This window comes from Tessaracoccus lacteus, from assembly GCF_029917005.1.
Classification (GTDB): Bacteria; Actinomycetota; Actinomycetes; order Propionibacteriales; family Propionibacteriaceae; genus Arachnia; species Arachnia lactea.
In genome coordinates, this window is sequence record NZ_CP123967.1 from 218,198 (window position 1) to 232,697 (window position 14,500).

At 71.2% G+C, this 14,500-nt stretch carries 12 protein-coding genes; 5 read left to right on the top strand and 7 right to left on the bottom strand.

Annotation, left to right across the window (positions count from 1 at the left end; translation table 11 throughout):
* Positions 1-251 precede the first annotated feature (251 nt).
* Positions 252-1,142: a GRP family sugar transporter gene (locus tag QH948_RS01000; RefSeq protein ID WP_281145127.1), complete on the top strand. Its 891-nt coding sequence runs from the start codon at positions 252-254 to the stop codon at positions 1,140-1,142.
* 1 nt (position 1,143) lies between these two features.
* On the opposite strand, the gene QH948_RS01005 is transcribed toward QH948_RS01000, so the two are convergent.
* From QH948_RS01005 to QH948_RS01035, 7 genes are read right to left on the bottom strand one after another with little or no spacing between them, the layout of a single operon-like run.
* Positions 1,144-3,786, bottom strand: coding sequence for a LysM peptidoglycan-binding domain-containing protein (locus QH948_RS01005; protein ID WP_281145128.1), 2,643 nt, complete (start codon positions 3,784-3,786; stop codon positions 1,144-1,146).
* Between the two features lie 2 nt (positions 3,787-3,788).
* On the bottom strand, positions 3,789-3,971 hold the full coding sequence (locus QH948_RS01010) for a hypothetical protein (protein ID WP_281146230.1): 183 nt from the start codon (positions 3,969-3,971) through the stop codon (positions 3,789-3,791).
* 25 nt (positions 3,972-3,996) lie between these two features.
* On the bottom strand, positions 3,997-4,872 hold the full coding sequence (locus QH948_RS01015) for a type II secretion system F family protein (protein ID WP_281145129.1): 876 nt from the start codon (positions 4,870-4,872) through the stop codon (positions 3,997-3,999).
* Positions 4,869-5,729: a type II secretion system F family protein gene (locus QH948_RS01020; RefSeq protein WP_281145130.1), complete on the bottom strand. Its 861-nt coding sequence runs from the start codon at positions 5,727-5,729 to the stop codon at positions 4,869-4,871. Before QH948_RS01020 ends, QH948_RS01015 begins: the two co-directional genes overlap by 4 nt.
* Positions 5,720-7,153, bottom strand: a complete 1,434-nt coding sequence (locus tag QH948_RS01025; protein WP_281145131.1) for a TadA family conjugal transfer-associated ATPase — start codon at positions 7,151-7,153, stop codon at positions 5,720-5,722. The genes QH948_RS01020 and QH948_RS01025 overlap by 10 nt, the downstream gene beginning before the upstream one ends.
* On the bottom strand, positions 7,150-7,944 hold the full coding sequence (locus tag QH948_RS01030) for a CpaE/TadZ family protein (protein WP_281145132.1): 795 nt from the start codon (positions 7,942-7,944) through the stop codon (positions 7,150-7,152). Before QH948_RS01030 ends, QH948_RS01025 begins: the two co-directional genes overlap by 4 nt.
* Positions 7,944-8,573, bottom strand: a complete 630-nt coding sequence (locus QH948_RS01035) for an SAF domain-containing protein (RefSeq protein ID WP_281145133.1) — start codon at positions 8,571-8,573, stop codon at positions 7,944-7,946. Before QH948_RS01035 ends, QH948_RS01030 begins: the two co-directional genes overlap by 1 nt.
* 356 nt (positions 8,574-8,929) lie before the next feature.
* Here QH948_RS01035 and QH948_RS01040 point away from each other — a divergent pair, with 356 nt between their 5' ends.
* From QH948_RS01040 to QH948_RS01055, 4 genes are all read left to right on the top strand, one after another.
* Positions 8,930-9,760 carry a hypothetical protein gene (locus QH948_RS01040; RefSeq protein ID WP_281145134.1) on the top strand — a complete coding sequence of 277 codons (831 nt, stop codon included), beginning with the start codon at positions 8,930-8,932 and terminating at the stop codon, positions 9,758-9,760.
* Between the two features lie 77 nt (positions 9,761-9,837).
* Positions 9,838-11,769, top strand: a complete 1,932-nt coding sequence (locus QH948_RS01045; protein ID WP_281145135.1) for a BCCT family transporter — start codon at positions 9,838-9,840, stop codon at positions 11,767-11,769.
* Positions 11,770-11,844: 75 nt separating this feature from the next.
* Entirely contained in the window at positions 11,845-12,894 is a 1,050-nt protein-coding gene (locus QH948_RS01050) for an NAD(P)-dependent alcohol dehydrogenase (RefSeq protein WP_281145136.1), read from the top strand.
* A 291-nt stretch (positions 12,895-13,185) separates the two neighbouring features.
* Positions 13,186-14,499, top strand: a complete 1,314-nt coding sequence (locus QH948_RS01055; RefSeq protein ID WP_281145137.1) for an MFS transporter — start codon at positions 13,186-13,188, stop codon at positions 14,497-14,499.
* Position 14,500 lies beyond the last annotated feature (1 nt).

Sequence of the window (14,500 nt, forward strand, 5' to 3'; positions counted from 1 at the left end):
ACAACGATGCCCAGGTGGGGGTACGTGTTCCTATGTTCCACGGCTCGGGATATGGGCATCGTTGTGCACGGGATGGGCGCGGGTCTGACGCCTCGCTTCGCTCGGCGCCCCTCGACAGGCTCGGGAACCGGTCTGGCGCGGGGATCCGGGCCGACCGACGCCGGATTCCGTCGGTCGCAAGCCGGGCACTAGGCTTTGTTGCGTTTGGCTACTGACGCGCGGCGAAGCGGCGCGCATCCCGAAGGACCCCGATGCTGCCGTACCTGATCGCCGCGAGCCCGTCACTGCTGTTCGGCACGTTCTCGCTGATCCTGGGCCGCTGGCAGGGCGACGATCGCCAGAAGGTCTTCGGCATCTTTGCCGGCGCCTTCCTCACGGCCCTGGTTGCCACGCCGTTCCTCGGGGCCAAGTGGTCGCCGCAGATCGTCATCATCTCGTTCATCTCCGGCGTCAGCGCCTTCATCGGCATCCGGGACCAGACGCGGTGCCTGCGGGTGCTCGGCGTGTCCCGGACGATGCCGATCTCCACCGGTCTGCAGCTCGTCGCCGCCTCGCTCGCCGGCGTCGTCCTGATGGGCGAGTGGCGCGGGGCCGGGGCCATGCCCGTCGGCCTCGTCGCCATCGCGATGCTCGTGGCGGGCGTCTGGCTGACGTCGCGACGCGAGAAGGGCGCCGAGGGAGACCAGCTCGACTGGCGGCTCGGCGCCCGGCTGCTCGCCACCTCCACCGTCGGCCTGGTCGGCTTCCTGGTGATCGTGCAGTACTTCGGCATCAGCGGCCGCGACGCGATGCTGCCGCAGGCGGTCGGCTACGGACTTGCCGCACTGGTCCTGACGAGCCCCCGGATCATGCGCGACGGCGACGGCCGCGACACCCGCTGGAGCCGCGCCACCATCCCGTTCATGGTCGCGGGCGTGCTGTGGGCCATCGCGATCCTCGTGCTGATGATCACCAGCTCCATGGTCGGCGTCGCCACCGGGTTCACGCTCGCGCAGCTCGGCGTCATCCTGTCCACGCTCGGCGGCATCTGGTGGCTGGGGGAACACCGCACCCGCAGGGAGCTCATCTGGACGCTGGCGGGCCTCGCGCTCGTGGTGGCTGGGGCATTCGTCGTCGGCTACGCCAAGTCGCTGGACGTCTGACTCAACCTGCCGACGCGACCGCCCGCTCCCGTTCGAGCACGAGGCTGATCCTGAGGGCCAGGTGAGGGGCGAGATCGCGGCCTGCCGCTCGTGCCGCGCGGGTCACGGCCAGCACCGCTGACCTCGCCTCGTCGCCGCGCCCGGCGAGCGCGAGCCCGTCGATCTCCCGCACGGCGACCTCGTCGTCCCTGGGTGCCGCGAGTCGGCCGCGGCCCGCGGCCCACAGCGCGAGGACGGCGTCGCCCCGCTGGATGGCGCGGTCGGCCAGCGTGCACGACGCGTCGACGACCATCGCGACCATGTCGGCACGGAGCGTCTCGGCCCACGGCCACTGGAAGGCCGCGGTGCCCAGCGGCTGGCCGCGCACGAGCCGTAGCGCCGACCTGAGGGCCGCGTCAGGCGACCCCTGGACGCCCGCGCCGAGCAGGGCCTGGAACTGCTCCCAGTCGGAGCTGACCCGCGGGTCGAGCGAGATGTGACCCGAGTACGCGTCGGGCAGGTAGGGCGTGCCGTCCGGGTCGGCGCCCAGCCACGTCCTCAGCCGGCTCATGTTGGAGCGTCGCGTCCCCTCGGCGACGAGCAGGTCCGACGCCATGGTCGAGGCGCGGGAGCCGGGATGGGCCAGCAGCCAGGCGGCGTACTCGATGCACGAGGTGCGGGCGCGGCTCGGCGGAGGACCGGCCGCGTCGACGAGGTCGACGTCGCCGAGCAGCATCACCTGCGGGTGCCCAGGGGAGGCGGGCTGACCGGTCATGGCGGGCTCCTCGCTCGGGTCGATGGGCTGGGTTCTGGGATGGCCCCACCAGGGGGCGGGGAGTGTTCGGGGGGAGCCCGTGGCCTCGAACAGGTCGATCAGAGCCCGTCTGGCCGGCCCGCTGACGAGCTGGGGGGTGAACTCCAGGTCTCCCCAGCGGGCAAGGTCGGATCCCGCCTCGACGGTGGTCGACGGCCCGTTGGGCAGCGGTGGATCGCCGGTCAACAGCACCTGCACGCCCACCTCTCCCAGCGCCAGCGCGTCGGCGACGGCGTCGGGCTGGGTGCCTGTGAGCGGGCGCTCGAAGACGAACACCACCGGCGCCCACGCCTGGCCGACGTCCGGATCCGACGACACCTCGCCCAGCGTCCGCGAGCGCAGGGCCAGTCGACGCTCGGAGCAGAGTCGGGACAGCCGCGTGATCGCGTCGTAGGGTGAGGCCACCGCCTCGATGCGGGGATCGTCGAGGGCCTCGGCCCACGCGGTGTCACCCGTCACAATCAGCTGAACCTCGTCCGACCAGGGCGCGCACGACAGGCCCGTCACCAGCGCGGCCAGCAGGGCCTCGGCCTGAGGGCCGGTCAGCCGGGTGGCGCGCTCGACCGCGAGGTCGAGGAGCACCTGCGCGCCGTCGTCGTCCCAGCCGAGGACGACGGTGGTGGGCGTGATCCCCCGCATCGGCCCCGGCTCATGCTGTTCGGCCCGCTGCGACAGGGCCGTCCAGAACCGGGCCACCTGGTCCGGGATGGGCACGAGCCGACGCCCGACCGCCCGGCCGAGCAGCTGCGCACGCCGACGGGTGGCGAGGCCGCCGAGCACCGCGGCCGCCAGCGCCGCGCCGATCGCGGCCACCTGCCCGGCCGAGGGCTTCGCTGCGGTGTCCGCCCCCGGTCCGGTCGGGAGGGACGCCTCCGCGGTGGCTGATGACACGGGAACCTCGTCTGCGGCATTGCGCGTCTCGACAGATTCGACGCTCAGGGTCCCGGTATCAGCCGGGTCGGCGACCGCCCGGGCTGAGTCATGAGGCTCCTGTGCCGCAGCCGGTGGCTCCGCGCCGACCGGCGCCTCCTCCGCAGCCGCATCGGTAGGTTCCTCGACCACCTCGGGGAGGCGCAGCACCCAGCCGACCTGGATCTCGTCCGGGTCCGCGACCAGCTCCCGGTTCGCCTCGTGGATCTCCGGCCACCGGAGCGGGTCGCCGAGGGCCTGCTCCGCGATGCCCCAGAGGGTGTCGCCGCGCTGGACCACCACCCTGGTCTCGGCGGTGCCGGCGGCCCTGGCCGCGTCGGGTCGCTCGGGCAGGCGGAGCCGGGTCCCCGGCTCGAGCCGTGCAGTCGCGTCGAGGCCCGGATTGGCCTCCACGATCTCCCGCCAGCGGTCCCCGGAGCCGAGCTGCTGCTCGGCGATGTCCCACAGCTCCTCCCCGGCCCCGACGACATGGGTGCTGCTCTCGTCCGGCGACTCGTCCGGGTCCGACTTCTCGGCGGCCGGATCCCTCGTCCCTGGGGCGGGGGGTGTAGCCGTCCCCGGATCCGCCGAGGCCGCGACCACGGGGGAGGCCGCTGCCGCGACGAGCAGGGCCGCGACCGTCGGCCGCAGCCAGCCCGTGCCCGGCAACGTGACAGCGAGCCGTCGCCGACTCAGCAGCGAGGCCGCCTCCAGCACGACCGCGGCGGTGAGGTATGCCCACGCAGCCCAGCCCAGCAGCCCGAGCACCGCCACTAGCAGCCCGGCGTCCGGAGGCCCCGAGACAACTCGAGGCCAGTCGACCGCGAGCAGCGGGCGCGGGTCGGCGAAGCGCGCCAGGAACCACGGCACGCCGACGAGCACCGCGGCCAGGGCGGCGAGGGACGCGAGGGCGCGCACGGTCGTGCGGACGGGGGCGGGCACGGTCAGCCGGGCAGGTTGTCGGTGACGTAGGCGGTGATGACCGTGACGATCACAAGGGCGATGCCGGCGGCACCGGCCAGCAGGATCGCGTTCTCGGTGCTCTGGCTGAGGCCGCGCTCGTCGGGCGGCGGTGACGGCCTCGTGAGCTGGATCAGTGCGCCGATGAGTGCGTGGATGGTTGGCATGGTCGTGTCCTCTCGGTGTGAATGGTCAGGTGGTCAGGAGGTTCATGAGGGCGGGCGCCAGGAGCGCGACGCCGAGCAGCAGCGCGGGCAGGGTCATCCAGAGAGACATCGACTCGCTCGTCTCCTGCGCCTCGACCTTCTGGCGGGCGAGGTGGGCGTCGCGGAGCTCTCGGACCCGCGCGCGGAGCACGTCCGCGAGGCCGGTGCCCTGCTCCTCCAGCTGCATGATGTCGGCGAAGTCGGTGAGCTCGGGCATGTCCCACTCGACGGCGACGCGCCGCAGCTCGCCCCAGGGCTGGGTCTGCTCGAGCCGCGCCCGCTCGAGGCCGGCGCTGATACGTCGAAAGAGCGGGCTGTCGGACACCGCGGCCGCGTTGGCGGCGGCCTGGGCGGCGGAGGCGTTGGCGAGGCGCTCGAGCACGACGAGGTCGAAGAACGTGTGGACTGCGTCCGTCGCGGCCCTCCGCTCGCGGTGGGCGCCGCCGCGCAGCCGCACGTCGGCGACGAAGAACCCGACGAGGCCGCCCAGGAGCGACAGGGCCAGAGGCAGGACGCCGGGCGATCGGCCGAAGGCGAGCTGCACCCCCGCCCACAGCCCGGGGAGCAGGATGCCGATGGCCGTCCACACCAGCTTCTCGGCGAAGAAGTCCCCGACGCTGCGGCCCTGAAGGTTCAGCAGCCGCAGCTGGCCTGCGGACACCGGGATCCGCAGGCCGCGCCGCACCGACTCGGCTAGTCCCTCCAGGCCATCCGCACCGTCGGCCACCACCGGCACGGCCGGGGGCGGGTCGAGCAGCGCCAGCGCGTCCCCCAGCGCAACTGTGCGGCGCAGTGAGCCTCGCAGCACCAGGTAGAGGCCCAGCCCGACGGACATCCCGGCGGCGACGATCAGGGCGGTCATGGCTGGCTCCTCAGGAACCGCGGGGCCGGGGGCGGCACCGTCTTGCGACGGAGCATGACCAGGCAGCAGAGGTAGGTGGCGGCGAGCGCCGCCGCGAGCAGGCTGCCCATCGGGGTCGTGTACGGCGCGAAGAACTGCGGGCTCATGAACACCGCCATCGCGAGCACCACGAGCGTGATGACCGTGACCTGACGGACGACGGCGCGTGGCTTGGCGCGCTCCGCGGCGACCTCCCGCAGCGCCCGCAGGCGGTCCTGCAGCGAGTCCGTCAGCGCCCCGAGCGTCACCCGCGCGCCGCCCCCGCCCCTGGCAGCGGCCACCGAGAGGGCCGCGAGGACCGCGTCGGCATCGGCCAGGTTGAGCTCGTCGGCCATCGCGAACAGCGCATCGCGCATGGTCCACCGCTGGTCGAGGCGCGCGACGAGCCGCGCTACTGGCTCCTTCAGGACGTCCGGGGCCTGGGCGCGGGTCGCGACGATCGCGTCGCGCACGGACTTGCCCGACGTGAGTGAGGTGCTGACGAGCCGGACCCAACGGTCGAGCCCCGCCAGGACGTCGATCTCCGGCTGGGCGGGCTGCGTGAGGAGGCCGGGCACGACGATCAGGACGGCGGGCAACAGCACCGCGGCCAGCGGCCATCCGCTGACGGCCGCGGCCAGCGGCCCGAGCGCAAGGGCCGCCACAATCCAGGCCTGGCGACCGCGGGACATGGTTCTCCACCGTTCCAGCCCGGTTACCCACAGGCCTGTGGACGGTCCTGTGGACAACTCGCGCTCGCGGCGGCGCAGCCCCGCGACGATCAGCACGATCCCGAGACAGAGCGCGGCGCCGGCCGCCGCCGCGACACTCACCCCCATGATCCGGCCCTCATGAACGGCGCGAGTTCGTCGGACATCGCCGCCTCAGGTGCGAACACCTCGGGGGAGGTCTCGGTGGCCTTCCGGTAGACGAGGTGCGTCGACGGCCTGCCTGACTCGATCGCACCGGTGAGCTGCCGTACCTCGGACACGAACCGTGACCTCGTGCCTCCCCGCCAGGCCTCGTCGCGCAGGGTGACGTGGACGATGAAGTCGATGTGGTGGGCGATCTGGCGCATGGCGTCGTCGATGCTGAGCACCCGGCCCTGGGCCACGCGGGAGGCGAGCCGGTCGATGGTTGAGGAGGCCGAATGCGAGTGCGTCGTACTCAACGTCCCCGCTCCTGACTGCATAGCTTCGAACATCGCCCCCGCCTCCTCGCCGCGCACCTCGCCGACGACCAGCCGCGTGAGGTTCTGGCGCAGCGCCTCCGGGATCAGGTCCGCGACGGTGTAGGACCCGAGGGCGGTGCCCCCCGAGTTCTCGCCCATCCCGACCCTGGCCTGCAGCGCCAGCACGTTCGGACGGTTGGCGAGCAGGTGGGTGAGCAGTTCGTAGTCCGTCTCAAGCGTCCCGAACCTCTCGTTGGGGTGGATGGCGGCGATCAGCGCCCGCAGCAGCGTCGTCTTGCCCGCGCCCTGGTCGCCGGAGATCACGATGGAGCGGCGGGCCAGAACCGCGGCCTGCAGCAGCCGGGCGACGGAGGCGGGCAGCATGCCATCCTCGGCGAGGTCGGCGAGGGTGACGTCGGTCAGCAGGTGCTGTCTGATGACGATGCTCGGGCGGAACGACAGGCCGAATCCGATGGCGTGCAGCCGGAACCGGTTGCCCAGCGCCAGCGTCATCGTGGGGTGCAGGTCGTCGAACGGCCGTGGGGGAGCAGCCGTCTCCCCGAGGAAGCGGATGGCCTCGATCAGCTCCTCGTCGCTGTCGGCCACCGGAGGATGCGCGACCCGTCGACCGTCCGAGTGCTGCACCCACACGTTGTCGTGCCCGTTGATCTCGATGTTCTCCGCGGTCTGCAGCTCGAAGAGGGGCTGCAGCCGGCCGTAGCCGAAGATGGCGTTCTCGACGGCGTCCGCATGCCGGTTCTCGAGGTCGATGGGCCACAGCGCCTCGCCCCGCTCACTCAGGGCCTGGGCGTGTGCGTGGACCACCGAGCGGATGATCGCGCGGCCGCGCACGCGGCGGTCCTCCTCCGGCATCGGCCGCCCGTGGTCGCTCAGCCAGGCGTCCGCCGCCCTTGCGATGGCGTCGGCGGCCTCGCGGCGCAGCGGCACCACCAGCGCCCAGTCGACCTCGGGCACATCGCCGAGGACGGTGACGGTCGGGGTGAGGCCGGGCGACGGGACGGCGACCGGGTCGTAGGTGACGCCCAGCTGGTGCAGGGCCCCTGCCAGGGAGCCGATCTCGTCGACACTCATGCCGGGACCATTCCCGAGGCGCGGTCCCGGCCCCTCGCGAGGCGCTCCGAGATGACCCTGGCGTCGTCGCGGAGCGCGCCGAGCAGCCGTGACGAGGAGAAATGGCGGGGCTCGTCCTCGCCGTCGCTCAGGACGGCCGCGGCGCGCGGATCCCACGGCGGCCGGGCCCACACCGGGACGCCGAACTGGGCGGCGATCTCCCCGCTCGAGTAGGGCCGGTCCGGGCCGACGACGGCGAGCCCCAGACCGACGGCGACCGGCAGCGAGGCCAGCTGGTCCGACAGCGTTGCGAGATGGATCCGCAGGCCGGCGAGCGACCGCAGCGACGACCGCACGCACACCACGACGGCGTCCGCCGAGGTGAGGAGCGCCAACGGGAGGCCGTGGTGGGTCACGCGGCCCGCGTCGACGATGACGTCGACGCCGCGCCTGTCGAGCGAGGCGAAGGCCTCGCCCAGCGGTCCCCAGACGTGTTCGAACAGGCGGGCCGTGCCGGCGGACGTGAAGCCTGGCAGGTGGCGACGCTGGGCGTGGCCGTCCTGGTTGAGCGGTACGCAGTGGCGCAGCAGGTCCGACTCCAGCGCTCCCGCCTCCCGGTACACCTGAGCAAGCCCCACCAGCGACCGGCCTCCGGCGTCGAGACCGCGGAGATATCCGGCGAGCACGGCCTGCGACGGGTCTCGGTCGCAGTCGGCGAGCAGCACGTCGCGCGGCCAGCTGAGCGTGAGCCCCAACGCTGTCGTCGTCGCGCCGGGCGAGCCAACCGGGGAACAGAGGACGAGGACGGCCATCACGCCACCCCGGTCATGACGACGGCCACCAGGTCGGTGGCCGCGAGCCGGGCCACCGTCGCGGCATCCGCGTCGGCCACGCGGATGTCGAGGGTGACGGTCACGCCGTCATCGAGGAACACGGGCGACGAGGCGGCCGTGGCCTCGACGGCCGTGGTGTCCGCCTCGGCGAGCGACACGACCAGCAGCTCCGTGCCGGGGACCACCTCCGAGGCGGGCAGCCGGCCCGGCGTGAGTTTGAGTCCCACCAGCCCCTGACCGTCGGGCAGCGGGTCGTCCCCGACGTGCCCGGGCTGCGGAAACGCGCCCGCAGGGAGGTCTGTGAGGGCGCGCTGGCCGACCAGCTCGTCGAGGCGTTCACCGTCGAGCGCCTCGGTCGCCAGGGTCTCGGGGACCTCGACCACCGTCAGCGACTCGCGCCCGATGACCTGGCCGCGTGTGACGTCACCCGCCATCGCGACCACGCTGCGGTGGTGAGTGTTGGCCGCGTACAGGCTGGCGGCTGCAATGCCACCCAGGACGACGAGCAGGACCCCCAGCGCGATCAGCCGCGGGCTGCGCTGGGCTCGCAGCTGGACCCCGTCCGGCCTCGCCGGCGCGGGTGTGGGTGGCCGCTGGGGTCTGTGCATCGTCGCTCCTCCCTTGGAGGCGAGAATCTACGTCCCGCAACGGGTCATTGCGCGGCCCTGCCGACAGCTGTTGACAACTTCCGGCATCCGGACGGCGAGACCGATGGCCGACATCGGGGTGCGCGGACGTCGGCATCGGCGCGGGGTCGGCGAGTAGTGCCCGGCCGGCGAGGCTCCACTGCGCTCGGGGTCGGACGTCCGCAGGCGCACGTCCGCCGAGCCGGTCGCGCAGCTGTTTCCTGATGATCACGGTCCACCTCCGTAGCAAGAATGGCTAGTCAGCCCCGTCCAACTTGACTTTCTGAGAATCCTGAGAGAATCTTGGTCCTCATCAACGACAGTCAGTAGGAGCAACCTTGCGCAGATGGATCGCAGCGGCCGCAGCGGCTCTCGCCGTCGCCGTCGGATCCGTCACCGCACTGTCAGCACAGGCGCTGCCCGTCGCTCCGGAGCCCGTCGCGCCCATCACCGGCATCCCCGCGCCCTGCGTCACCACGCACGCGTTCCCCGCCGACGACTCCATCTCCAGCATCAAGAAGAAGCTGACGAAGTACTACGGCTTCGAGCTGACCGGCCCCGGCTGGACCGAGGCGAACCGCGAGTCCATCCGCATCGTGTGGGAGACCATCGACGCGATGGAGTGCACGTCCTACATCGACGACCTGCAGGACAAGGTCGACGGCAACGTCGGGCTGAACGCGACCTCAATCAGCGGCTACGCCTGGGGCGACTGGAGCCTCACGAAGACCGGCTATGTCTCGTTCGACTTCACGAAGTTCAAGCAGGCCATCGCGTCGGGCGACGAGGGTCGCCTGACCCGGCTCGTGGCCCATGAGCTGGCGCACGTGCTGAACTCCGACCGCTTTTCCAGCCCCGCCTACTGGAAGAAGTTCCTGGCTCTTTATGCGCAGGAAGGCCGCTTCTCGGACTACGCAGGCTCGTCTGTCACGGAGACCTGGGCTGATGTCGTCGGCTACTACGTCGGCCGCTGCGCGCTCAACAACCCCTATGACACGGGCCGCCACGACGCGTACTACGACTTCGTGAAGGAGTACGTCTTCGACGGCAAGGAGTTCGGCCCCGCCGCGGGCACGACCTCCGACTGCAGCGTCCCCGACGAGGACGCAGAGACCCCCATGCCCGGCGCCGCCGACGGTTCGTGGCTCGAGGGGCTCTCCGGCGAGTAGCCGACCCCGCCTCGTCCGCGCGACGGGGTACCACCCGGCAGCGGGGCGAACAGCTGTGTGTCGATCCAAGGAGACGCATGTCCCCCCACTCTGGCAACGCCACACCCGGCCGCAACCGAGCCCGGGCCAAGGAGTTCCTGAGGGAGGTGAACTACCCCCACTCGATGCACCCGGCGCTCGTTCCGGGCGTCTCGATCGAGGACCAGCGCGTCCGCTACGGCGTCGACAGACGGCTCTTCGTTGTCGTCGGCTCGCTGATCGTCGCCTTCATCGTGTGGGGCATCGCGGCGCCGACGGTCGTGCTGGACACGTCCAGTGCGGCGCTGGGCTGGGTCATGACGAACCTCGGCTGGGTGTTCAACTCGCTCGCCGCGGTACTGATGGTCTTCCTGATCGTTCTCGCCTGCACCCGGTACGGCCGCATCCCGCTCGGACTCGACGGTGACAAGGCCGAATACTCGACAGCGTCGTGGACGGCGATGCTGTTCGCCGCGGGCATCGGCATCGGCATCATTTTCTTCGGCACGTACGAGCCGCTGTCGCACTACCTGTCGCCGCTGCCCGGCGCCTACGAGGCGGCCTCCGACGAGGCGCTGCGCGGCGCGCTGGTGACCTCCGCCTTCCACTGGGGCATCAATGCCTGGGCGATCTACGCCGTCGTCGGCCTCTCCGTGGCCTACGCGTCGTACCGCCGCGGCCGCGTCCCGCTCATGAGCTCCGTGCTGGCGCCGCTGTTCGGTGATCGGGGCAGGACCACCAGCCTGCCGTCGCGCATCATCGACGGGTTGGCGATCATCGCCACGCTGTTCGGCACCGCCGCGTCGCTGGGCATCGGCGCGATGCAGATCGCGCACGGCACCGAGATCGTCACCGGGATCGGCACCACGGGCAACACCCTGGCGATGATGATCATCGTCCTGCTCACGATCGGCACGATCATCTCGGCCGTGTCGGGCATCGCCAAGGGCATCCGGATGCTCTCCAACATCAACATGATCCTCGCCGTCGGGCTGGCCATCTTCGTGTTCGTCGCCGGCCCCACCGCACTGCTCGCCAACCTCATCCCCGGCGTCATCACCGACTACATCGGCTCCCTGCCGTCGATGCTCAGCGCCAATATGGCCGACGGCGCCGCCACCGAGGAGTTCCTGTCGAGCTGGACGACGTTCTACTGGGCGTGGTGGGTCAGCTGGGCGCCCTTCGTCGGCGTCTTCGTCGCCAAGATCTCCCGTGGCCGAACCATCCGCCAGTTCGTGCTCGGCGTGCTGTTCATCCCCTCGACCATCATCGTGGTGGCCTTCGTGGTGCTCGGTGGCACCGCGATCTGGGTGCAGCGCACATCGGGCACGCTCGCCCCTGATGGCACGGCTGCCAGCCTCCCGGCGCCCGAGTCGTCGATCTTCTCCGTCCTGGCCGAGCTGCCCGGCGGGGCCATCGTCGCCCCGATCGTCGTGCTGATGCTCGCCGTGTTCTTCATCACCTCGGCCGACTCGGCGTCGCTGGTTAACTCGCAGTTCTCGCAGCGCGGGAACCCCGAGCCGAACCGGCTGATCACCGCCTTCTGGGCCGTGTGCATGGCCGGCATCGCGGTGGTCATCCTGATGTTCGGGGGGGCGAACGCGCTGCAGGGGCTGCAGAACCTCGTCGTGGTCGCGGCGTTGCCGTTCGCGGTGGTGCTGGTCGTGATGTGCGTCGCGATGGTCAGGGAGCTCCGCACCGACCCGCTGGCGATCCGCGACCAGTACGCCCGCATCGCAGTGACTGAGGCCGTCCGGCACGGCGTCGACGAGTACGGCGACGACTTCGCGTTGGCGGTCGAGCAGACCGACGTCGAGTCGTCCTACTCGGTGGCCGCGCACTTCGACTCCACCGCCCAGGAGCTGACCGAGTGGTACCAGCGCACGGACGAGGACGGCAACCCCGTCGGCTACGACTACGCGACCGGCGAGTATCTCGACGAGGATCCAGGCGACGGGCCAGCGGAGGGCGACGGGAAGGATAAGGCCTAGCCGGAGCTTGTTGCGGCGGCAGGCGGCCCGATGGCCTAGTCTTGGGAGACCCGAGATTTCCACTGGAGGAACTCCATGCCTGAGGTTGCCGCCTACGCCGTCGACTCGCCCGACGGTCGCTTTCACCCGACCACCATCACCCGTCGCGAACCCGGCCCCACTGACGTGTTCTTTGAGATCCGCTACGCCGGGATCTGCCACTCCGACATCCACACGGCCCGCGGCGAGTGGGGGCGCACCGACTACCCGCTGGTCCCCGGCCACGAGATCGCCGGTGTCGTCATGAAGGTGGGCTCGGAGGTCACGAAGTTCCAACCCGGCGACCGCGTCGGTGTCGGCTGCTTCGTCTACTCGTGCGGAGAATGCGATCCTTGCCAGCGGGGCGAGGAGCAGTTCTGCACCTCCCGCCCGGGAACCGTGTGGACCTACGGCGGCCGCGACTGGGACGGCGTCCCGACCGCCGGCGGCTACTCGAAGGGCATCACCGTCGATCAGGACTACCTGATGAGGGTGCCCGAGACCATGGCACTGGAGCACGCCGCTCCGCTGATGTGCGCCGGCATCACCACCTACAACCCGCTCAAGCGCTGGGGCGCCGGTCCCGGCAAGCGCGTCGGCATCGTAGGACTCGGCGGGCTAGGCCACATGGGCGTGCAGTTCGCCGCCGCGCTGGGCGCCGAGACCATCGTGCTCAGCCGCACGCTGGCCAAGCGTGACGACAGTCTGCGCCTCGGCGCGACGGACCACGTGTCGACGCAGGACGCCGACCGCATGAAGCAGCTACGCGGCAGTTTCGACATCATCTTGTCGACCATCTCCGACGGCATCGACCTCGACAAGATCCTCGGCCTGCTCAAGGCCCACGGCGTGCTGATCAACGTCGGGCTCCCCGAGAACCCGACGACGTTCTCGATCGGCACGCTGACCGGTCAGGCGCGCATTCTCGCCGGGTCGAACATCGGCGGCATCGCGGAGACCCAGCAGATGCTCGACTTCTGCGCGCAGCACAGCCTCGCGCCGATGATCGAGGTCATCGGGGCGGACCGGATCAATGAGGCCTACGACAACGTCGTGGCGTCGAAGGTGCGCTACCGCTACGTGATCGACGTCGCCACCATCGGCTGATCGCAGACGGCGGGGCGCTCCCAGCCCGTCGGCCACCTCCGGTCTGCCCACCCCGTCGGCCACCTCCGGTCGGCCCCATGGCAGACGCCAACGGTATTCACGGACGCCAACGGTATTCACGCGAATATCGTTGGCGTCTGTGCATTACGTTGGCGTCCCGGTTTTTTCGTTGGCGTCTGCGGGTGGGGCGACGGGGCGGCAGCCGACAGTGCGACGGGGGGTGACCGGACGACAGCGCGACGGTAGGCGCGGGGGACAGCGAGGGCGTAGGGTGACCGCGGAGGTCGCACGTTGAACAGCTTCGCGCACAGCCGGATGGCATGGGTCGTGTGGGGGATCGGCGTCTTCGCGTATGCCGTGGCCGTGATGCACCGCGGGGCGCTCGGCGTCGCCGGGCTCGAGGCCGCCGCCCATTTCGGCACCACGGCGGGCGTCGTGTCGACGTTCGTCGTCCTGCAGCTCGCCGTCTACGCCGTGGCGCAGGTGCCCGTCGGTGCCATGCTCGACCGATTCGGTTCCCGCGCGGTCATCACCACCGGGTCGCTCATCACGGGCGTCGCCCAGGTGCTCCTCGCCGTCGTCGACGACCTGCCGCTCGCCTACGTCGCCCGCGTCCTGCTCGGCATCGGCGACGCCTGCATCTTCAACTCCGTACTCCGGCTGCTGCCACGCTGGTTCACGCCCCGCGCGGTACCCGTCCTGTCGCAGGTGACGGGCATGGCCGGGGCGGTCGGCCAGATCGCCGCCGTCGGTCTGGTCCTGCCGCTCATCCAGCACCTCGGCTGGACTCAGGGGCTCCTCGTCGCGACGATCAGCAGTGCGCTGGCCGCCTCCATGGCGCTGCTGGGCATCCGCAACGCGCCGCCGGGGCAGGAGTCGAGCACCGTCGCCGACTCCTGGCGTGAGATGCCCCGCCAGGTGGCGGGCGTCCTGAAGCACCCGGCGACGCAGCTCGGGTTCTGGATCCACTTCACCTGTGGCTTCACCTACAACACCTTCGTGTTCATGTGGGGGATGCCGTATCTGGTGATCTCGCAGGGCCTGACGCAGCCCCTCGCCGGCGTGCTGTTCACGCTGCTGTCGGTCGCCGGCATGGTCGCGGGCCCCATCATCGGGACGCTGACGGCGCGCCACCCGCTGCGTCGCAGCACACTCGCCCTCCTGGTCGTCGGCGCCCTCGTCGTCACCTGGACAGCGGTGCTGCTGTGGCCTGGCCGGGCGCCGCTGGCGCTGCTGGTCCTCCTGGTCCTCGTCATAGCCGTCGGCGGCCCGGGCACGGGCATCGGGTTCGACTTCCCCCGCACCTCCCTGCCGCACACGCGGCTCGGAGCCGCGAACGGCGTTGTCATCGCGGGCTCGTTCACCGGAAGCACCGTCCTGATCCTGCTGATGGGCGTCTTCCTCGATCTCATCTCCGGAGGCCGCAGCAGCTACACGGCCGACGAGCTCCGGCTCGCCTGGACACTCCAGGCTCCGTTCTTCATCGTCGGCGTCGCGGGCATCCTGACCACCCGGAATGCGCTGCGCCGGCGCATGGCCGACGACGGCGTGATCGTGCCGACGTGGCGCGAGGTGGCGGATCGGATCCGTCGATACCGCTCCTGAC

Coding starts and splice junctions, on each gene's coding strand:
- QH948_RS01000 (WP_281145127.1), top strand. CDS start 252: ATGCTGCCGTACCTGATCGCCGCGAGCCCGTCACTGCTGTTCGGCACG.
- QH948_RS01010 (WP_281146230.1), bottom strand. CDS start 3,971: ATGCCAACCATCCACGCACTCATCGGCGCACTGATCCAGCTCACGAGG.
- QH948_RS01015 (WP_281145129.1), bottom strand. CDS start 4,872: ATGACCGCCCTGATCGTCGCCGCCGGGATGTCCGTCGGGCTGGGCCTC.
- QH948_RS01020 (WP_281145130.1), bottom strand. CDS start 5,729: ATGGGGGTGAGTGTCGCGGCGGCGGCCGGCGCCGCGCTCTGTCTCGGG.
- QH948_RS01025 (WP_281145131.1), bottom strand. CDS start 7,153: ATGAGTGTCGACGAGATCGGCTCCCTGGCAGGGGCCCTGCACCAGCTG.
- QH948_RS01030 (WP_281145132.1), bottom strand. CDS start 7,944: ATGGCCGTCCTCGTCCTCTGTTCCCCGGTTGGCTCGCCCGGCGCGACG.
- QH948_RS01035 (WP_281145133.1), bottom strand. CDS start 8,573: ATGCACAGACCCCAGCGGCCACCCACACCCGCGCCGGCGAGGCCGGAC.
- QH948_RS01045 (WP_281145135.1), top strand. CDS start 9,838: ATGTCCCCCCACTCTGGCAACGCCACACCCGGCCGCAACCGAGCCCGG.
- QH948_RS01050 (WP_281145136.1), top strand. CDS start 11,845: ATGCCTGAGGTTGCCGCCTACGCCGTCGACTCGCCCGACGGTCGCTTT.